The organism is Sphingomonas sp. 28-62-20 (assembly GCF_002281505.1).
Genome location: NZ_NCGH01000001.1, coordinates 222,000 through 241,123 on the forward strand (window position 1 = coordinate 222,000; position 19,124 = coordinate 241,123).

A 19,124-nucleotide genomic window follows, 5' to 3' on the forward strand; every position below is an offset into this window, starting at 1 on the left:
TCAGGTGGTGGCCGGGGCGGCGACGGGCTTCGGCTGGCTGAGATAGGAGGCGAGCGCACCTAGCTCGCGCTGCGCCTTCAGATAGGCGACCGGCGTCGTCAGCCCCAGCCGCGCACGAGCTGAGTCGATCGGCTCGTGGAGCAAGTGCTCATAATCCTCGGCGATCAGCCATTTCGCCCTGCGACCCCGAGCATAGCCTTCCCACACCGCCTTGGCGAACAGCAGGTTGCCGGTCACGCCGATACTCTTGAGCGCGGCGGCCGCGGCGATGAACGCCCAGCCGAGCCCGCCGACCTGAGCATAGCTGAAGGCGACCAGGGCGCCTTCGCCGAGCGACTCGTCGGCCTTGTAGCCGTTGAGCACATGCCAGAGATCATGCGTGTCGCGCACCCGGCGCCCGAACCAGGCATAGGGGTGCATCATCTCGTCTTCGCTGATCACCTTGCTGACTTCGGCCAGCCCGTCGGCCGAATAGCCGGTCGTCGCCAGAAAATCGCGATAAGCTGCACCGACCGTGCCGGGCGCGAATTGCGCGACATAGGCGGGATCGGCGAGTTTGCGCGCGAGTTCGACGCGTTGATAAGCCATCCTTCCGCCCTCGGCGGTCGCGATGAAGCGCGCATAGTTCTTGGGCGCGTTGCCGACGTTGAGCGCGCGCATGATCAGGAAGACCTGCGTCGTGTCGTCGCCATTGTTCATTAGCTTGCGGACGGCGGCAAACGCCGTCTTCCAGTCGCGCCGACCGGTGGTGCCGGGAAAGGGAGGAAGCTTCGCCATCGAGTCGATCCTTACTGACATCGATGTTAATAAATTATCCGGTCATTGCCGTCAATGATGCGCGGCGGGCGCCGATCCATTCACCGATCGGGAAGCTTCACCCGCGCTTTGCCGATCGAGGCTTCATACTCGGCAAGCCGTCTTTCGTAATCCTCGCGGGCCGCCTTGGCTTTGGCGACGGCAGCGTCGTTCGCTGCCTTGTCGGCGAGATATTGGGCCTGGGCGTTCCGGAATTTGGCCTGCTCGGCTTCATAGGCCTGCTGCTTTCGCGCCGCTTCGGCGGCGACGGCTTCGCTGCGCTGCTTGGCTTCGTCGTAAATCTTCTGCGTCTTCTGACGATCGGCCGCGTCGGCTTCGGCCTTGGCCCTGGCTTGCTCGGCGTTCGACGTCAGGCTTGAACCGGCGGGCCAGGGTGCCGGAAACGCCTGGATATGGAACCGGCCGAGCAGATGCTCGACCATGTCCCTGCGGCGCCAAACGTCCTGGCCGTTCGTGTAGGTATGTTGGATCAGGTCCTTCTCATGGCGATCGAGCGAGGTGATGGCCACGGTCTGGTGATCGCATCCCAGCGCGTCGCCAGGCTCGGCACGTGCGCCGGGCGCCTCGAACGGGTAAAGCGCGCCGTCGGGCCCCGACACTTGGCCTGAAAAACGGATCGCCTCGATGCGGCGCTCGGGCACCGGATGGAGCGAATAGGACAGCATGATCGCCCCGCCGCAGAGGAATATGCGTGTGTTGACCTGGACGAACGCCGACTCACCGGACGACGGCGTCAGCGGGACCGTCACCAACACAGGAAGCGGGGCGCCAAGTTCTGCGGGAAGCGAGTCACTGGACGCCGGAGCGGGCGGCTCGGGTGCCGCCGCTGGTTGCGCCGCAGCCTGCGCCTCCTCAGCGCGCAACCGTGCGACATCGGCCTCGGCATCGCGGAGCAGGTCGCGCCAGCCCTGCTTGATATTCTCCGGCATGCCGGTCGAATCCATGTCGCGCACGGCCTGGCGCATCTGATCGAGCTGCCGCTCGGCCTCCTGAAGATCCTGGGCTCGGGCTGGGGCTGAGGAAATCCCGTACATCGCGAGGCAAGCAACCAACGCCACGAATAAACGCATACTTCCCCCCGTTCAGGTCCCCAATTTGGCATCCCGCGATCGATCGGCAGTCCCCTGTGCCGACTCACCCCGGTCCGTTACACCCGCATCGGCATGATCACGTAGAGCGCCGGCGCCTTGTCGTTCTCGCGGATCAGCGTCGGCGCCGCGGCGTCGGCGAGGTGGACCTCGACGGTATCGCCATGCACCTGGCCCAGAATGTCGAGCAGATAGCGGCTGTTGAAGCCAATCTCGAACGGCGCGGCTGCATAATCACCCGAGACTTCTTCGGCCGCTGTGCCGTTTTCGGGACTGGTGACCGACAGCGTGATCTTGTCGCGGTCGAGCGCCATCTTCACGGCGCGCGTCTTTTCGGTCGCGATCGTCGAGACGCGATCCACGCCTTCTTCGAACGCGCGCGGATCGATCTTGAGAATCTTGTCGTTGCCGGTCGGGATCACACGGCTGTAATCGGGGAAAGTGCCGTCGATCAGCTTCGAGGTCAGCAGCGCCTGGCCGAGATCGAACCGGATCTTGGTCGGCGAAAGCGAAACGCCGACCGAACCGTCGATTTCGTCGAGCAATTTGCGCAGCTCGGCGACGCATTTGCGCGGCACGATCACGTCGGGCATTCCCTCGGCGCCATCCGGCCGGGCGACCGTCACGCGCGCGAGCCGGTGGCCGTCGGTGGCGGCGGCCTTGAGCACCGGGCTCGGATCGTCCGATACGTGAAGGAAGATGCCGTTCAGATAATAGCGCGTTTCCTCGGTCGAGATCGCAAAGCGCGTCTTGTCGATGATCTGTTTCAGCGTCTCGGCGGGGAGTTCGAAGCTGGTCGGCAGTTCGCCCTCGGCGATCACCGGGAAATCGTCGCGTGGGAGCGTCGCGAGCTGGAACTTGGCACGGCCCGCCATGATCGTCATCCGGCCCTCGGCCGCGCTCAGGCTGACCTGGCTGCCCTCGGGCAATTTGCGCGCGATGTCGAACAGCGTGTGCGCCGAAACCGTCGTCGCGCCCGGCGTTTCGACATTGGCGGCGATATGTTCATTGATTTGGAGATCGAGATCGGTCGCCATCAGCTTGATCGTGCCGTCAGCGGTCGCCTCGATCAGGACGTTGGAGAGGATCGGAATGGTGTTGCGCCGCTCGACCACAGACTGGACGTGGCTCAAGCCCTTAAGCAAGGTTGCGCGTTCGATCGTGGCCTTCATTGGTCTCCCCCGGGCGGCCGCCCTTGATGTTCGCCCGGGCAATAATCCCGGGGTGACTGCCCCGGCAAGAAATCCGTGCCGGGGGCAATTCGCCGTGTCCCTTTCCTTAAACATAAAAGGGGCCGGGGCAAGCGCCCCGGCCCTGCCGCTTTGCGCCCTTTCGGGGCAAGTGCGGCTTAGAGGCGGAAGCCCAGGCCTACCGCCAGCCCATGCCGATCGGTATCGACCGAAAAGTTGTTGGTATTGGTGCCATTCGGAAATTCCAGGCGGGCATTGGCGTAGTTGGAATAGCGATATTCAATCTTGGCGTAGGTGCTCGGCGAGAGCGCGCGTTCCACCCCCGCGCCGACGCGGTAGCCATCGAGATTGAAGTGGCGGCCGGTTTCGGTGGTGCCGTCGCCGGCGGTCAGCTCGGCCTCGGCGCCGAAAACGAACCGCCCGGCGGCGACATCATAGCCGACATCCCCCCCGTAGAGCAGGCCGTCGGCGGTCTGGTCGTCCCCGGCAATGTCCGAATCGGTGCTGCTGCCGGGCCGGGTGCCATCATAGCCGAGAATCGCGCCGACGCGAGGACCCGTGAACGGCGCGCGGCCGGTATCCTGTGCAAGCGCGGGGGTGGCGAGCGTCGCGGCGGCGAGGGCGCTCAGGCTGAGCGCGGAAAAGAGGGTACGCATTGAAAAACTCCAGTGTTTACAGGCCCCGAACAGCGGGACGGAAGGCTCAATGAACGAGCGCGCCGGGTGTTTCATGAACGCCAGATAAACCCGGGAAAGCGTTGCTTTTCGGGCACACCCGGTTGAAACGGGGCGCATGGATTGCAAACGCACGCGCCGCGGGCGCGACTTCATCGCCCGCCACGGCGAAACCGTCTTCAACGCCGCCCGGCGCATTCAGGGCGATGTCCATCATACCCCGCTGACCCGCGCCGGCTTCGCCCAGGCCGACGAGATGGGGGCGGCGCTGGCCGCTTGTCTGGGACGGATGCCGCGCCTGACGCTGTGGGCATCGCCGACCGGGCGCGCGCTGCAGACGCTGGCGGTCGTCGTCGAGCATGTCGGTCTCGACTGGCATCAGGCGCACACCGATCCGCGCCTCGCCGAACTGGGCACGGGCAGCTGGGGCGAGCGCTATTATGCCGATCTCGCCGCCGAAGTTGGCGAGCTGGTCCATCCCGGCACCGGGCTGCTCAAATCGGCGCCCGATGGCGAAACCTATCCCGCCATGGCGGCGCGGCTGTCGGGATGGCTCGCCGACACGGACGACGATCCGGGCGACCGGCTGGTGATCATGCACGGGCTGTCGAGCCGGGTGCTGCGCGGGTTGATGACCGGTGCCGACGCCATGCCGGCGATCGGCGCCCCGGCCGCGCCGAGCGTCCCGCAGGGATCGCTGGTGATGATCGAAGCGGGCGTCGAAACGCTCGTCCACCGCGGCACCGGATTCGCCCCGGCATGAAGCGGGCGCCCGTCGTGCTGCTCCTGCTGCTGGCGAGCGCGCCCGCGCCCGCCCGCGATCCGCTGGGTATCTATGATCGCTGGGGAGCGTTTCGCGATCCGTCGCCGCTCAAATGCTTTGCGATCTCGACGCCGGTTCAGGCGGGCGGCGCATCGACGTGGCGCCCGTTTGCCAGCATCGCCACCTGGCCCGGTCAGGGCGCGCACGCGCAGCTGCACATCCGGCTGAGCCGCGCGCGCGATCCCCGCGCCAAGGTGACGCTCAGCGTCGGTGAGCGCCGGTTCGAACTCGTCGCCGGCAGCGCCGATGCCTGGGCCGCCGATTCGCGCACCGATGCCGCGATCGTCTCGGCGATCCGATCGGGGCGCAGCATGAGCGTCGAGGCGCTCGGCAAGGGCGGGCGCCCGTTCGCCGACGTCTATGCGCTGCGGGGCGCGGCGACCGCGATCGATGCGGCGGCTCTGGGGTGCGTGGGGCGTTGACCGCGTCCCAGTGGAAAATCATCGCCAGATCGCCTATGTGCCCGCGATGCAGATCACCGAAGCCCTGACCATGCCCATCCCCGGGCACATCGATCCCGTGCCCGTGCCGCGCGCCTTCGAGCCGCGCGCCGATGGCCGGATCGACCTGATCGGGCTCAGCAAGGCCGATCTCCGCCTGGCGCTCGAAACCGCCCAGCTCGAGCCCAAACAGGCGAAGCTGCGCGCCAAACAGCTCTGGCACTGGATGTATAATCGCGGCGCGACGCAATTTTCGGTGATGACCGATATCTCGAAGACGATGCAGCCCTGGCTCGAGCAGCGCTTCGTGATCAGCCGCCCGCAAGTGATCGAGGCGCAGGTCTCGACCGATGGCACGCGCAAATGGCTGCTGCGGAGCGATGACGGCCAGGATTACGAGATGGTCTTCATCCCCGATGCCGATCGCGGGACGTTGTGTGTATCGAGCCAAGTCGGCTGCACGCTCAATTGCCGCTTCTGCCACACCGGCACGATGCGGCTGGTCCGCAACCTGACGGCGAGCGAGATCGTCGGCCAGGTGATGCTCGCGCGCGACGGCCTCGGCGAATGGCCGAGCCAGCCCGAGGGGCGGTTGCTCACCAACATCGTCATGATGGGGATGGGCGAGCCGCTCTATAATTTCGAGGCGGTGCGCGATGCGCTCAAGCTGATCATGGACGGCGACGGCCTTGCCCTCAGCAAGCGGCGGATCACGCTCTCCACCTCGGGCGTGGTGCCGATGATGGCGCGCGCGGGCGAGGAGATCGGCGTCAATCTCGCGGTCTCGCTCCACGGCGTGACGAAGGAAGTGCGCGACGAGATCGTGCCCTTGAACCGCAAATACGGGATCGAGGAACTGCTCCAGGCGTGCGCCGATTATCCCGGCGCGAACAACGCCCGGCGGATCACCTTCGAATATGTGATGCTGAAGGACAAGAACGACAGCGATGCCGAGGCGCACGAACTCGTCCGGCTGATCCGCAAGTACAAGCTGCCGGCCAAGGTCAATCTGATCCCGTTCAACCCGTGGCCGGGCGCGCCTTACGAGACGTCGGCGCCCGATCGGATCCGGCGTTTTTCGGACATCATCTTCGAGGCAGGCTATTCGGCGCCGGTGCGCACCCCGCGCGGCCGCGATATCGATGCCGCCTGCGGCCAGCTCAAGACCGCGAGCGAAAAGAAGAGCCGCGCCGAACTCGATCGGCTCGCCGACGAGAAGCAGGCGGCATTGGGCTGAAGAGACGGGCGTGCAGCGGCCCGCTTGAAACGGCGGTGCCAAAGATCGATGCATCCCGATGCGGTCCGAGTTGTTGGTTGCCGCATGGTTCTCCCCCTGATGCTCCGCTGGCTGCGCCGGCTGCTCCTGCTGGCGATCGTGGCGGGCGTCGCGCTCGTGGCTTTTGCCGCGCTGCGGCCGCCGCCGCAGGATCTGCCCTGGACGCCGCTGCGGCTCGATCAACCGATCGGGCTCTTCACCGGCCGCAAGATCGCCGCGCTGACCGGCCAGCGATCGGCGTGCCTCGCGCTGCTGCGGGCGACGGGCATCGCGTTCGAGCCCGCGCCGCCGCGCGGTGAGGATCGGTGCCGGGTCGCGGATGCGGTGCGGATCGATCCGCGCCAGGCGATGCTCGCGCTCAGCCCGGCGACGGTGCGGCCCTCCTGTCCGGTCGCGGTGGGGCTGATCGCCTGGCAAACCGAGGTGGTGCAACCCGCGGCGTTTCGCCTCCTCGGCGAGCCGGTCGCGCGACTCGAACATTTCGGAAGCTATTCGTGCCGCCGCCTTTATGGCCGATCGACCGGCGCGTGGAGCGAGCATGCGACCGCCGATGCCATCGACATCAGCGGCTTCGTCCTGCGCGATGGTCGGCGGGTGTCCGTTCGGGGCGACTGGCACGACTCCGGCAAAAAGGGCGCCTTTCTCCACGCCGTCAGAGACGGCGGGTGCCGGGTGTTCGCGACCGTACTTTCCCCCGATTACAACGCCGCGCATGCCGATCACCTGCACATGGACCAGGCGGACCGCGGCGGCATGGGCTGGCGCGCGTGCCGATAGGCCGGGCCGCCGCCCTGCCCGCTCTCAATCGGGACGCCGCATCCGAAACAGCGCCGATTGATCGATCGTGAAATAATCGCCCCAGCCGCCGCCGCGCAGCACCGGATCGCCGCGAATCGTCTGATACACGCCCTCCTCGATCATCGCCTCGTCGATGTGCACCGCGATCACCTCGCCGAGAATCAGCCAGGCATCGGTGGCGGCGCCGTCTGCCCCGGTCAGGCGGAGCGTCTGGGTATGGCGGCATTCGAACTGGACCGGGCTCAGCGCGACCCGCGCCGGCGCGACCAGCGTCGAGGGCAATGTCTCGAGCCCGGCCAGCGCGAATTCGTCGACCCCGGGCGCCACCGTCGCCGAGGAAGCATTCATTGCCTCGGCAAGCGCGCGCGAGGCGAGATTCCACACGAATTCGCCGGTTGCGTCGATATTGGCGGCGCTGTCCTTCCAGCCGATCGAGGCGAACCCGATGATCGGCGGGGCATAGTTGAACAGGTTGAAAAAACTGTACGGCGCAAGGTTGCCGACGCCCGCGTCGCTGATCGTGCTGATCCAGCCGATCGGCCGCGGCGCCACGATCGCGTTGAGCGGATCGTGTTTCAGGCCGTGGCCGTGCCTTGGTTCGTAGGAATGGTGCTTTTTCAAATCTTGCTCCCACAAAAGCATTGGCCGAAGGTTCCTTGGCGCCCGATACGCCGATAGCATAAGCTGCGCATGCGGCCATGGGGGCTGTGGAGGCCATTGATGAACGCAACGACCGACACCGCATCGACGGCCGCGCCGCCAAGCAGCGATCGCGCGCCGATCGCGGCAAGCGCCCCGCCGGCTCCCGGCACCCGGCTCTACAAACATCGGCTGGCGACGCGGATCTGGCACTGGATCAATGTCGTCACGATTTTCGTGATGATCGGCAGCGGGCTGGGCATCCTCAACGCGCACCCGCATCTCTATTGGGGGCAGTTCGGCGCGAATCCCGATCCGGCGTGGCTTCATATCCCGCACGTGCCCGGCTGGATGACGATCCCGGGCAGCTACAATCTCGCGCTGTCCCGCCGGTGGCACCTGTTCTTCGCGCTGGTCCTGGCGTTCAACCTCCTGCTGTTCATGGTGTCGAGCCTCGCCAATCGCCATTTCCAGCGCGATCTGCGGATCAAGGCGGGCGAATTGACGCCGGGGCATCTCTGGTTCGACATCAAGGAACATCTCGCGCTGCGCTTTCACGATCCCAAGGATCCCGGCGCGTTCAACGTGCTTCAGAAGATCGCCTATGCTTCGGCGATCTTCGTCTTCATCCCGGCGATCATCTTCACCGGCCTGGCGATGTCGCCGGGGATGGATGCCGCCTGGCCGTGGCTGATCGAACTGTTCGGCGGGCGGTCTTCGGCGCGCTCGATTCATTTCATCGCCATGATCGCGATCATCGGCTTCATCATCGTCCATCTCGCCTTGGTCATCCTCGCCGGGCCGATCAACGAGGTGCGGTCGATGTTTACCGGTTACTGGCGCGTACCCGAGGGGGACCATTGATGTCGTCGATCATCACACGCCGCGCGCTCGTCACCGGCGCCGCCTCGGGGGCGGGGCTGCTGCTCTCGGGCTGCGACAAGCTTGCCCAGAACGAGACGTTTCGAAAGATCCTGTTCAGCGAGGACGAAGCGCACCGCGTGCTGCAGCGCGCGATCTCGAGCCGGCACTCGCTCGCCAAGGAATTCACCGCCGCCGAGATGTCGCCGGTGTTCCGCGCCAACGGCACGCTCAACCCGGGAACGCCCGCCTATAGCGCGATGGCCGCCGAGAAATTCGCCAACTGGAAGCTCCAGGTCGACGGGCTCGTCAATCGCCCGCTCGCGCTGTCGCTCGCGCAGTTGCAGCAGATGCCGGCCCGCACCCAGATCACCCGGCACGACTGTGTCGAGGGCTGGAGTGCGATCGGCAAATGGCACGGGCCGATGCTCGGCAACATCCTGAAGGCGGCCGACGTCAAGACCAGCGCGCGGTACATCATCTTCCACTGCGCCGATCTGTTTCATGGCAATGCCTATTATACCTCGATCGACATGTTCGACGCCTTTCATCCGCAGACGATCCTGGCCTATACGATGAACGACGCGCCGATCACCGTGCCGCACGGCGCGCCGATCCGGCTCCGGGCCGAGCGCCATCTCGGCTACAAGCAGGCCAAATATGTCATGCGGCTGCAGGCGGTGGCGTCGCTCGACGAGGTCGGCCTCGGCAAGGGAGGCTATTGGGAAGATCATGTCGATTATGATACCTATGCAGGGATCTGAGGGCAGCTGATCCGACCATGGCACTGATCGATGCGTTTCTGGCCCGCCGCGTCAGGCGCGGGCACCTGACCGTGATCCATGCCGATGGCCGCCGCCAGGCCTTCGGCACGCCCGATCCATCGCTGCCGAGCGTGACCCTGCGCTTTACCGACAAGGGCGCCGCCGGCGCGATCCTGCGCGACCCCGGGCTCGGCGCGGGCGAAGCCTATATGAACGGGCGGATGGTGGTCGAGTCGGGCGACGTGCTCGATCTCGTGACATTGCTCACCGCAAACGACCTGTGGGAAGACGGCGCCAAGGCGCTTCAGGCGTCGGCGCCGGTGCGCGCGCTTCAGGCGATCACCCACCGGATCGGCCGGATCAACATGGCGCGCCGGTCAAAGCGCAATGTCGCGCATCACTATGATCTGTCCGACCGGCTCTACGATCTCTTCCTCGATGCCGATCGCCAATATAGCTGCGCCTATTTCACCGATCCGGGCAACAGCCTCGAGCAGGCACAGGCCGACAAGAAGGCGCATATCGCCGCCAAGCTGGCGCTCGAACCGGGCATGACGGTGCTCGACATCGGCTGCGGCTGGGGCGGGCTGGCGCTCTATCTGCACGCGAAGACCGGCGCCGACGTGCTCGGCGTCACGCTCTCCGAGGAACAGCTCAAGGTCGCCCGGCGCCGCGCGGCCGAGGCCGGCGTCGCTGACAAGGTACGGTTCGAGCTGATCGACTATCGCGAGGTGACCGGCCAGTTCGACCGGATCGTCTCGGTCGGGATGTTCGAACATGTCGGCACCGCGCACTATCGCACCTTCATGACGCGCTGCCGCGATCTGCTCGCCGACAAGGGCGTGATGCTGCTCCACACCATCGGTCGCGCCGGGCCGCCCTCGGTCACCGACGCGTGGACGGTCAAATATATCTTCCCCGGCGGCTACAACCCGGCCCTGTCGGAGATCGTCCGCGCCAACGAGGGACTGCGTTTCTTCCTCACCGACGTCGAGGTGCTGCGGCTCCATTATGCGCACACGCTCCAGCACTGGTATGATCGCACCGTTGCCGCGCGCGCGCAGATAATCGCGCTTTACGACGAGCGTTTCTACCGGATGTGGCAATTCTACCTGGCCGGCGCGCTCTGTGCCTTCCGCTATGGCGGGCTCGTCAACTATCAGCTGCAATTCGCCAAGAGCCGCGACGCGCTGCCGATCACGCGCGATTACATGTACGAGGGCGAGCGCGCCTATCGCCTGCCCGACGCGCTGCCCGAGCCGCTCATTCGATCGGCATGACCGCCGCCGGGCGGGCGAGCGCGAGGTGCACGCTCGCCATCGCCGATTCGGCCTCATGCACTTCCTTGAGGATCGTCGCGCGATCGCGGTGATCGAGCGTCAGCCCCGATTCGAGCGAGGTCACGACCACGCTCATCACGTCGATCGTCTCGCGCATCGCCCGGGCGACGGCGGTCCGGATGCTCGCGACATCGTCCTTGAGCGGATCGGCGCGCGCCGCCACGACGAAGGGCGAATCGGCGGTGAAATACTGTACCAGCCGCTGATCGGGGAGGCACGCGATCAGCCGCCTGATCTCGTCGGGATGGAAGCGGGTGCGCCGGTTCAACCGGCTGTGCAGCGCGCTGTAGCTCATCCCGATCTTGAGCGCGAGATCGGCGAGCGGCACCTTCTTTTCGACGATGATCAGCTGATAGGCGAGCAGCGCAAAGCCGCAATCGGCTTTGGCGCTGGCGGCGGCGCGTGGCATGGCAGTCATTCCCCCAAATGAGCATAAGCCGATGTTTTTGCGTGGATTGGGGGCCGCTTGTCAAATCGATAGAATGGCGCCCACGACCCCCCGGTCCGGCCCGGCGGGTGACGGTCAGCGGGTGCCGCTTCGCATGGCCGCGGCCGCGACGATGGCGTCGCGGTTCGCGCGCAGGTCGGCGCCGCTGCGCGCGACGGGCTCGGGCCCGCTGCCGAGCCCCCGCCACAAGGCGGTGTTGAAGGCCCTGGTGTCGAGCCGGTCCTCGCCGCTGAAATCCTGCCCGCGCATCGCCGCTGCCCAATAGGCCGCGCTGTGTGGCGGGGCCGTGGCGGCGGCTTGCGCCGCCAGAAAGCGATCGTTCGGGATCGGCAGCCGGGTGGTGCGCAGCACGTCCGCGGCCACCGCGCGATAGTCCCAGCGCTGCTGCGCCAGATCGAAAATGTCCGCCATCGGCGCCGCCATCGCGTCGTTGAGCCCGAGCGGCTCGAGCCCGAGCACCGCCTCGATCGTGCGCAACATGCTGACGGTGGTGTAGCGCGTCGAGACCAGCGCCCGCTGGCGCACATAGGGGCCGACGACAAAGGCGATGCTGCGCCGCGCATCGACATGATCGGTACCGTTCTGGGCGTCGTCCTCGATCACGAAGATCAGCGTCGAATCGCGGAATTTGCTGTGGGCGACCGTCTCGACGACCATGCCGACCGAATAATCATTGTCGGCCATCTGGGTCTCGACGGTGTTCACGCCGTCGATCGCCTTGGCGAAATCGCCGAAATGATCGTGCGACAGCCGGAGCAGGGTGAGCGCCGGCATGCGGGCGGCGGCTTCCTGCGCGGCGAATTCGCGCTGCCATTCGAGCACGCGCCAGTAATCGGGCATCTTCTGATCGAACCCGCGGAAATAGGGATCGCTGTGGGCGGTCAGCGCGGGCGCGCCCGAGGTGAAGATCGGGCGTTGTTCCTTGGCGGGGTCGCGGATCAGCGGCACCGCACCCGGGGCGCCGTCATCATAGACCGAGACATCGGCGAAACCATAGTTGCGCACGGTGAGCCCTGCCTTGAGCGCGGCATTCCACAGAAATCCCTGGCCGGCTTCGGCATCGTCATCGCCGTCGGGCGCGGTCAGCAGCGCCGGGCCGGGGAGCAGATCGTCATCGTCGGGGATCGCCGGATTGGCCTTGCGGCGATCGGCCATGGCGAGCCCCGGCGCGATGTTGCGATCGGTCTGCTCGGCTTCATAGGCGAGGCCGCGACGCGCATAATTCACCGGCGCGGTCTTTTCGAGCAGATCGGGCACGCGCGCCGCCGTCGTCCACGTCCAGCCGGTGCTCGATTGCTCGCCGCTGTCGTAGAAATTGTCGAGCGTCACGAAATCCGTCGCGAGCGCGTGATGGTTCGGCGACAGCGCTTTGCCCAAAATTGCGAGATGCGGATCGCCGTTACCGACCGGGAGGTCGCCGAGCACCTGATCATAGGTCCGGTTTTCCTTGACGATGAAGATGACGTGCTTGATCCGCGCGCGCACCGCCGCCATCACCGTCTCGGCCGTGGCGCGCGCGGCGGCATCGCCGAGCCCGATGTTGCTCGCGACTTGACGCGACGTCAGCGCGAGATCGCGTGCGCCGGGCATCGGAAACTGCAGCAGCCCGGCCTTTTCGAGCTGGTAGATATATTGGTTCGCCGCGCCGCACGCGGTCGGCTGGGCCTTGGTCACCGCCAGCTTGGGCGCGCAGCCATCGGGGTTGGGTCCGGGCGGGCTCTTGCGGTTGATGACGAAGACGCGCGCGCCATCGGCGCTGGTCGCGACCGCCGAGGGATACCAGCCGGTCGGCACCAGCCCGTCGACCCGCGCGCCGTGCGCGGTCGGGGTCACCATCGCCACCGCATTGGCGCCACCATAGGTGACGAGCAGCCGGTGGTTCGGCGTGAGCGCCAGCCCGTTGAGATTGAGCCCCTTGGGCAGCGCGCCCGTATCGATCGCGTCGGGCAGGCCGAGCCGCGGTTCGGCGATCAGCCGGTTGGCGGTGGTATCGAGCATCGCCAGCCGATCGGCATTGTCCTCGGTGGCGTAGAGCCGCCTGGTGCCGCGATCGAACAGCATCGCGGTGGGCTCGCCGATCGTCGCCACGCGGCGCGCGACCGCGATCTGCGCCGCGCCGATCGTCAGCGCGACGATCTGGCGGTCGCGCGGCGCCGAGACATAGGCGCGGGTGGCGCCGGTCCAGACCACGGCAAACGGAAATTCCCCGCCGGCGACGCCGCGCGCGGCCGCATCGATCTTGCCTGGGCGCAGATCCTGCTCGGCGATGACTCGCTGCGCCTCAAGATCGATCAGGCTGACCGAGTCGTTGTAATAATTGGCGACGAGCGCGCGGCGGCCATCGGGGCTGACCGCGACGCCGGCCGCCTGCGGCAGAACATCGGCACCATTGCCATGGGCATGGCCGAGCTTGATCGGCTTGCCGCTCGCGGCGAAGCCGGCGGCCCCGCGCGCGAACAGATGGACGACATCGTCGGCGCCGCCGCCGACGACGAAGCCGTTGCCATCGGGGCGCCAGGCAATCCCCGAATAGCTGTTCGGCACCATCAGCGTCTGAAGCCGCGTGCTGCCGGCCGCGTCGATCCGGTAGACGAAGATATATTGCTGCGACTGGATCAGATTGAGCGCGCCTTTGGCATCGTTGACCCGGTTGAAGCCGCTCGTCAGCACGAGCATCTCGTCGCCCCTGGGGCTGACCGCGATCGCGGCGGCGCCGTCGGCGATATAGTCGGGAATCGGGCCGGCATGGCTGACGAGCGGCTCGAACCGCGCGCCGGGGGCGGCGAGCGGGGTCAGCGCCTGGCCGGTCGGCAGCAATTGAGGCGCGTCGCTGGCGCCCGCCGCGCCGGCGGTGAGCAGCGCGGTCGCGATCACAGCCGCTCTGGTGCTCCATTCGATGACCGTCTTCATTACCCGACTCCTGGCTGCCCCGACCAGCTTAGCCTGACACCACCAGAATGACAGCGCCGTGACCGGTGGCGCGCTAAGCCGCGTCCGCCGCCAGCCGGTTTTCCCATGCCGCGCGCACCAGCCGGTCGAGCACGCCCAGATCGACATCGGCGAGCCGCTTCACATAAAGGCATCCCTTCCCGGTGCGGTGCTTGCCAAGGCCCGGCAGCAGTGCGGCGATATTGGCGGTGCTCGCGCCGACATAGAGCACCAGTTCGGCCCTGCGCGGACTGAACGCGATCGCCGGCATGTCGCCCTCGCGTCCGCTTTCGTAGCGGTAATGGACGCTGCCGAAGCCGATGATCGACGGCCCCCATAATTTCGGCGGCAGGCCCGAGACATCGGCCATCAACGCGATCAGCGCCTCGGCATCGGCGCGGCGCTCGGGCACCGCCACCCGGGCGACAAACGCCGCCACGCTGGCATTGGTCTCGATCGTCCTGCTCGCTGCCATCCGAGTCGCCCCCCGGCGCACGCTGGCGCGACAGGGCTCGTTTCGCAATCGGCTTGCCGGTATGGGCGGCGCCCATGCCCGCGCTCACCCGCCGATCGATTATTGCCCAGGCCTGGCCGATCATGATCGGCCAGGTGACGGTGCCTTTGGTCGGCGTGGCCGATACCGTGGTGATCGGCCGCACGGGGGACGCCGCCGCGCTCGCCGGGGTCGCGCTGGGGACGACGATCGTCACCTTCCTGTTCTGGAGCTTCGGTTTCCTGCGGATGGGGATGACCGGGCTCACCGCGCAGGCGCAGGGCGCGCGCGATCGGGCCGAGGTCGAGGCGCTGCTGGCGCGCGGGCTGATGATCGGTGGCGCCGCCGGGCTGGCGCTGCTCGCGCTGCAGGCGCTGGTGATCCCGCTCGCGCTGCTGCTGTTCGCGGGCAGCGACGCGCTCGACGCGCAGGCGCGCGCGTTCATGGCGATGCGCCTCTGGGGTGCGCCGGCGTCGCTCGCGCTGTATGCGATCAGCGGCTGGCTGCTTGGTCTGGGGCGGACGCGATCAGCGCTGGCGGTCCAGCTCATCCTCAACCTCGTCAACATCGCGCTCGACGTCTGGCTGGTCTGGGGGTGGCATCTCGGCGCCGCCGGGGTGGGGCTGGGCACGGCGTGCGCGGAATGGATCGCCCTCGCCGCCGGGCTGGTGATTGTCGTGCGCGTCGCCGGCCCGGGCGTGATCGCCCGGCTGCGCGATGGCTGGCCGCGGATCGTCGGGCGCGCCGCACTGCGCCGGCTGGTCGCGGTCAATGCCGATATCATGATCAGGACGATCGCGTTGCTGCTGCTGTTCGGCTGGTTCACCAACGCCGGCGCGCGGCTCGGCGCGACCCAGCTCGCCGCCAATCAGTTGCTGATGCAGTTCGTCGCGGTGGCCGCGTTCGTGCTCGACGGTTTCTGCTTCACCACCGAGGCGCGGGTGGGCCAGGCGATCGGCGCCGGCGACGCCGCAACGATGCGCCGCGCGATCAGGCTGACCGGCGAGTTCGCGCTGCTGAGCGGGATCGGCTTTGCCCTGATCACGCTTCTTGCCGGCCCCGCGCTGATCGACGCGATGACGCCCAATCCGGCGATCCGGTCCGCCGCGATCGCCTTCCTGGCCTATGCCGCACTGGTGCCCGTGATCGGCATGCCCGCCTGGCTGCTCGACGGCGTGTTCATCGGCGCGACCGCCGGGCGGGCGTTGCGCAACGCCGGGGTGCTCGCGACGATCGCCTATATCGCCACCGATCTGGTACTGCGGCGATGGGGGGCGAGCGGCGCCTGGGCGGCGTTGCTCGCCGGCTATGGCTGGCGTGCGGCGGCGCTGGGGGTCTATTTGCCCGGGCTGTTCGCGCGCGTCGGCGCCCCGCTTGCGCCGGGCGCGCGCGCGACCTAATCCCCCGCGCATTCCCCTGTCCTGTGCTGGAGCCCTCAATGACCGAGTCGATCAACCGCGTTGTCCTTGCCTATTCGGGCGGGCTCGACACCAGCGTGATCCTCAAATGGCTCCAGCAGACCTATGGCTGCGAGGTCGTCACCTTCACCGCCGATCTCGGCCAGGGCGAGGAGCTCGAGCCCGCGCGCAAAAAAGCCGAAATGGCGGGCGTGAAGCCCGAGCATATCTTCATCGACGATCTGCGCGAAACCTTCGTCAAGGATTATGTCTTCCCGATGATGCGCGCCAACGCGCTCTACGAGGGGCTTTATCTGCTCGGCACGTCGATCGCCCGCCCGCTGATCGCCAAGCGCCAGATCGAGATCGCGCGGCAGGTGAACGCCGATGCCGTCAGCCACGGCGCGACCGGCAAGGGCAATGATCAGGTCCGCTTCGAGCTCGGCTATTATGCGCTCGCACCCGACATCAAGGTGATCGCGCCGTGGCGCGAATGGGACCTGACGAGCCGCACCAAGCTGATCGAATTCGCCGAGGCGCACCAGATTCCGGTGTCGAAGGACAAGCGCGGCGAAGCGCCGTTTTCGACCGATGCCAATCTTCTCCACACCTCGTCCGAGGGCAAGGTGCTCGAGGATCCGTGGGAGGAAGTGCCCGATTACGTCTATTCGCGCACGGTGAACCCCGAGGACGCGCCCGACACGCCCGAGATCATCACGATCGATTTCGAGGCCGGCGACGGCGTCGCGCTCAATGGCGAGGGCATGTCCCCCGCGACCCTGCTCGCGCGGCTCAACGATCTCGGCCGCACCCACGGCATCGGCCGGCTCGATCTGGTCGAGAACCGCTTCGTCGGGATGAAGTCGCGCGGGATGTACGAAACCCCGGGCGGCACCATCTATCATCTCGCGCATCGCGGGATCGAGCAACTGACGCTCGATCGCGGTGCCGCGCATCTCAAGGACGAACTCGCGCCGCGCTATGCCGAGCTGGTCTATAACGGCTTCTGGTTCTCGCCCGAGCGCGAAATGCTCCAGGCGGCGATCGACCACAGCCAGACGCGGGTGACGGGCACCGTCCGGCTCAAGCTCTACAAGGGCGGCGTGTATGTGATCGGCCGCAAGTCGCCTTACTCGCTCTACAGCGAGAAGGTCGTGACCTTCGAGGACGATCAGGGCGCCTATGACCAGCGCGACGCAGCGGGCTTCATCAAGCTGAACGCGCTCCGGCTCCGGCTGCTCGGGCGGCGCGACAACCCCTGAGCCCGTGCGGGCGGACGGCGGCAACCTGCGCTCGCAACGATCGTCCAACGTCAAATTCGGTTGCTCTAACCCGCCCTTAACCGCGCCGTGGCTACAGGGGGCCGATGGCGCGGCGAACCGATTGGCGGGCGATAGCGGGAGACGGGCTGCTGGCCCTGCTGATCGGCTGTGTCATGACCGCGGGCTGGGCGTGGCGCGATTGGCCGCTGCTGTCGGCGCTGCATTTGCCCGATACCGATGACATGATGCGGCTCCAGCAGATCCGCGACTGGCTCGCCGGCCAGCCGTTTCGCGATCTCGCGCAGCACCGGCTCGGGGTCGACGGGCTGGCGATGCACTGGTCGCGGCTGCCCGATCTGGTGCCGGGGGGGATCATCGCCACGCTGGCGCCGTCGGTGGGCCGGCACCAGGCCGAGCTTGCCGCCGTGATCCTCTGGCCGGCGCTGCTGTTCGTCGCCGCGCTCTGGCTGATCGCCGCGATCGCCCGGCGGATCGACGGCGGCACGAGCGCGCGCACCGCGCTGATCGTCGCCGCGATCGGCTATCCGGTGACGACGCTGTTCCTGCCGGGGCGGATCGACCATCACGGCTTCCAGATCGTGCTGCTGCTGGCGATCGTCCGGCTGTTGCTGGCGGCGCCGCGCCGGTCGACCGGCGCGGCGATCGGCCTCGCCGCCACCGCGAGCATCGTCATCGGGCTCGAGACCGCGCCCTTCCTGCTCGTCGCCGCCGCGCTGATCTGGCTTGGCTGGGCGCGCGGCGCAAGCGACGGGCGCATGCTCGGCTTCGGGCTCGGTTTTGGTCTGTCGCTCGCCTTCGCCAGCGTGTTTTTCGCGAGCGACGGCTGGACCTATCCCGCCTGTGACGGCTTCACCCGGCTGACCTGGTCGGGCGCGCAACTGGCCGCCTTTGCGCCGGTCGTGCTCGCGCTGATCGGGCAGGGGACCGCGTCGCCGCGGCTGCGAATCGGCGCCAGCGGGCTGGTCGGGCTCGGGCTGGTCGTCGCGCTGCTGCCGGTCGCCGAACGCTGCGCCAATCCCTATGGCGCGGTCGATCCGATGCTCGCCCGGCTGTGGCTCGCCCATGTCGGCGAGGCGCAGCCGCTGTTGCTCAGCCCGCTGGCGACCGCGATCGGCTATGCCGGGCTGCTCGTCATCGGCCTGATCGCCAGCCTGTGGTGCTGGCTTCGCGGGCGTGGGCGCGGCTGGGGGGTGATCGTCGCCTTCCAGCTCGCGGCGCTGGCGCTCACCGGCGTCCAGCTGCGCGGCGCCTATGCCGGCGCGGCCCTCGCCGCGCCGGCGCTCGCGGTGCTGATCGGTATCGCCCGGCGCCACGGCAGCGGCTGGCTCGCCGGCGCCTGGCTCGCTTCGGCGGGCATGCTCTATCCGATCGCCGCAGAGGCGCTGGTGCCTTCCTCCGATCCCGCCGGCACCGCCGCGGCGACCGGCGGCGGTCCGACCGCCATCGGGGGAGGGTGCTCCAGCCCGGCCGTGCTGGCGCGGCTCGCCGCCCTGCCCGCCGGCACGATCATCGCCCCGGTCGATGTCGGCGCCTATGCGATCGGGATGACGCGGCACCGGATGATCGCCGCGCCCTATCACCGCAACAACGCCGGCAATGCCGCGATGTACCGCTTCTTTCTCGGCGACCGCGCCGGCGCCCGGGCCATCGCGCGCGCCACCGGCGCGACCTATGTCCTGCTCTGCGCGACGAGCTTCGCCGAACTCGATCCGGCCCTTGTCGCCAACCCGAACGCCCTGCTCAGCCACCTGAAACGGCGCGATTTTCCGGCATGGCTGCGCCCGGCCGACGCCGCGCGAGACGGCGCGATCATCCTGCGCGTGCAACCCGGCTTGTGAAGAGGCCCCTTGCGGTCCTAGGAGGTGC

General features: G+C 67.6%; 18 protein-coding genes. 10 read left to right on the forward strand and 8 right to left on the reverse strand.

From position 1 onward, the window contains the following. From B7Y43_RS01070 to B7Y43_RS01085, 4 genes are all read right to left on the reverse strand, one after another. Positions 1-777 carry a Coq4 family protein gene (locus B7Y43_RS01070; RefSeq protein ID WP_374129755.1) on the reverse strand — a complete coding sequence of 259 codons (777 nt, stop codon included), beginning with the start codon at positions 775-777 and terminating at the stop codon, positions 1-3. An 80-nt stretch (positions 778-857) separates the two neighbouring features. Further along, positions 858-1,886 (reverse strand): hypothetical protein, encoded by a 1,029-nt coding sequence (locus B7Y43_RS01075; protein WP_374129756.1) that lies wholly within the window; start codon positions 1,884-1,886, stop codon positions 858-860. Positions 1,887-1,963: 77 nt separating this feature from the next. After that, positions 1,964-3,076 (reverse strand): DNA polymerase III subunit beta, encoded by a 1,113-nt coding sequence (dnaN, locus tag B7Y43_RS01080; protein WP_374129757.1) that lies wholly within the window; start codon positions 3,074-3,076, stop codon positions 1,964-1,966. 176 nt (positions 3,077-3,252) lie between these two features. After that, positions 3,253-3,750 (reverse strand): outer membrane protein, encoded by a 498-nt coding sequence (locus B7Y43_RS01085; protein ID WP_374129758.1) that lies wholly within the window; start codon positions 3,748-3,750, stop codon positions 3,253-3,255. A 136-nt stretch (positions 3,751-3,886) separates the two neighbouring features. Here B7Y43_RS01085 and B7Y43_RS01090 point away from each other — a divergent pair, with 136 nt between their 5' ends. The 4 genes from B7Y43_RS01090 to B7Y43_RS01105 all read left to right on the forward strand — a co-directional run bounded on the left by B7Y43_RS01090 (position 3,887) and on the right by B7Y43_RS01105 (position 7,084). Continuing rightward, complete coding sequence (locus B7Y43_RS01090; RefSeq protein WP_374129759.1) at positions 3,887-4,531, forward strand: histidine phosphatase family protein; 645 nt, start codon at positions 3,887-3,889, stop codon at positions 4,529-4,531. Continuing rightward, positions 4,528-5,013, forward strand: coding sequence for a hypothetical protein (locus tag B7Y43_RS01095; protein WP_374129760.1), 486 nt, complete (start codon positions 4,528-4,530; stop codon positions 5,011-5,013). The genes B7Y43_RS01090 and B7Y43_RS01095 overlap by 4 nt, the downstream gene beginning before the upstream one ends. A gap of 70 nt (positions 5,014-5,083) precedes the next feature. Next, entirely contained in the window at positions 5,084-6,268 is a 1,185-nt protein-coding gene (gene rlmN, locus B7Y43_RS01100; RefSeq protein ID WP_374129800.1) for a 23S rRNA (adenine(2503)-C(2))-methyltransferase RlmN, read from the forward strand. 84 nt (positions 6,269-6,352) lie between these two features. Next, positions 6,353-7,084: an extensin family protein gene (locus tag B7Y43_RS01105; protein WP_374129761.1), complete on the forward strand. Its 732-nt coding sequence runs from the start codon at positions 6,353-6,355 to the stop codon at positions 7,082-7,084. Positions 7,085-7,108: 24 nt separating this feature from the next. On the opposite strand, the gene B7Y43_RS01110 is transcribed toward B7Y43_RS01105, so the two are convergent. Next, complete coding sequence (locus B7Y43_RS01110; RefSeq protein WP_374129762.1) at positions 7,109-7,726, reverse strand: flavin reductase family protein; 618 nt, start codon at positions 7,724-7,726, stop codon at positions 7,109-7,111. A 99-nt stretch (positions 7,727-7,825) separates the two neighbouring features. On the opposite strand from B7Y43_RS01110, the gene B7Y43_RS01115 reads away from it, so the two are divergent. The 3 genes from B7Y43_RS01115 to B7Y43_RS01125 are packed head-to-tail and all read left to right on the forward strand — an operon-like array spanning position 7,826 to position 10,649. Continuing rightward, positions 7,826-8,608 (forward strand): cytochrome b/b6 domain-containing protein, encoded by a 783-nt coding sequence (locus B7Y43_RS01115; protein WP_374129763.1) that lies wholly within the window; start codon positions 7,826-7,828, stop codon positions 8,606-8,608. Further along, positions 8,608-9,369 carry a molybdopterin-dependent oxidoreductase gene (locus B7Y43_RS01120; protein WP_374129764.1) on the forward strand — a complete coding sequence of 254 codons (762 nt, stop codon included), beginning with the start codon at positions 8,608-8,610 and terminating at the stop codon, positions 9,367-9,369. Before B7Y43_RS01115 ends, B7Y43_RS01120 begins: the two co-directional genes overlap by 1 nt. Positions 9,370-9,386: 17 nt before the next feature. Next, the gene (locus B7Y43_RS01125) at positions 9,387-10,649 is read left to right on the forward strand and encodes a cyclopropane-fatty-acyl-phospholipid synthase family protein (protein WP_374129765.1); all 1,263 of its coding nucleotides are present in this window, start codon (positions 9,387-9,389) and stop codon (positions 10,647-10,649) included. On the opposite strand, the gene B7Y43_RS01130 is transcribed toward B7Y43_RS01125, so the two are convergent. From B7Y43_RS01130 to B7Y43_RS01140, 3 genes are all read right to left on the reverse strand, one after another. Beyond that, complete coding sequence (locus tag B7Y43_RS01130) at positions 10,633-11,118, reverse strand: phage regulatory CII family protein (RefSeq protein ID WP_374129766.1); 486 nt, start codon at positions 11,116-11,118, stop codon at positions 10,633-10,635. The two genes, B7Y43_RS01125 and B7Y43_RS01130, sit on opposite strands and share 17 nt — an antisense overlap. A 114-nt stretch (positions 11,119-11,232) precedes the next feature. Then, positions 11,233-14,067 (reverse strand): bifunctional YncE family protein/alkaline phosphatase family protein, encoded by a 2,835-nt coding sequence (locus B7Y43_RS01135; protein WP_374129767.1) that lies wholly within the window; start codon positions 14,065-14,067, stop codon positions 11,233-11,235. A 73-nt stretch (positions 14,068-14,140) separates the two neighbouring features. Then, positions 14,141-14,560, reverse strand: coding sequence for a DUF1801 domain-containing protein (locus tag B7Y43_RS01140; protein WP_374129768.1), 420 nt, complete (start codon positions 14,558-14,560; stop codon positions 14,141-14,143). 74 nt (positions 14,561-14,634) lie between these two features. Between B7Y43_RS01140 and B7Y43_RS01145 the strand changes: the two genes are divergently transcribed. From B7Y43_RS01145 to B7Y43_RS01155, 3 genes are all read left to right on the forward strand, one after another. Beyond that, positions 14,635-15,978 (forward strand): MATE family efflux transporter, encoded by a 1,344-nt coding sequence (locus B7Y43_RS01145; RefSeq protein WP_374129769.1) that lies wholly within the window; start codon positions 14,635-14,637, stop codon positions 15,976-15,978. Between the two features lie 38 nt (positions 15,979-16,016). Then, entirely contained in the window at positions 16,017-17,237 is a 1,221-nt protein-coding gene (locus B7Y43_RS01150; RefSeq protein ID WP_374129770.1) for an argininosuccinate synthase, read from the forward strand. A 104-nt stretch (positions 17,238-17,341) separates the two neighbouring features. After that, a complete protein-coding gene (locus B7Y43_RS01155) occupies positions 17,342-19,096 on the forward strand; it encodes a hypothetical protein (protein ID WP_374129771.1) in 1,755 nt (584 codons plus the stop codon). Positions 19,097-19,124 lie beyond the last annotated feature (28 nt).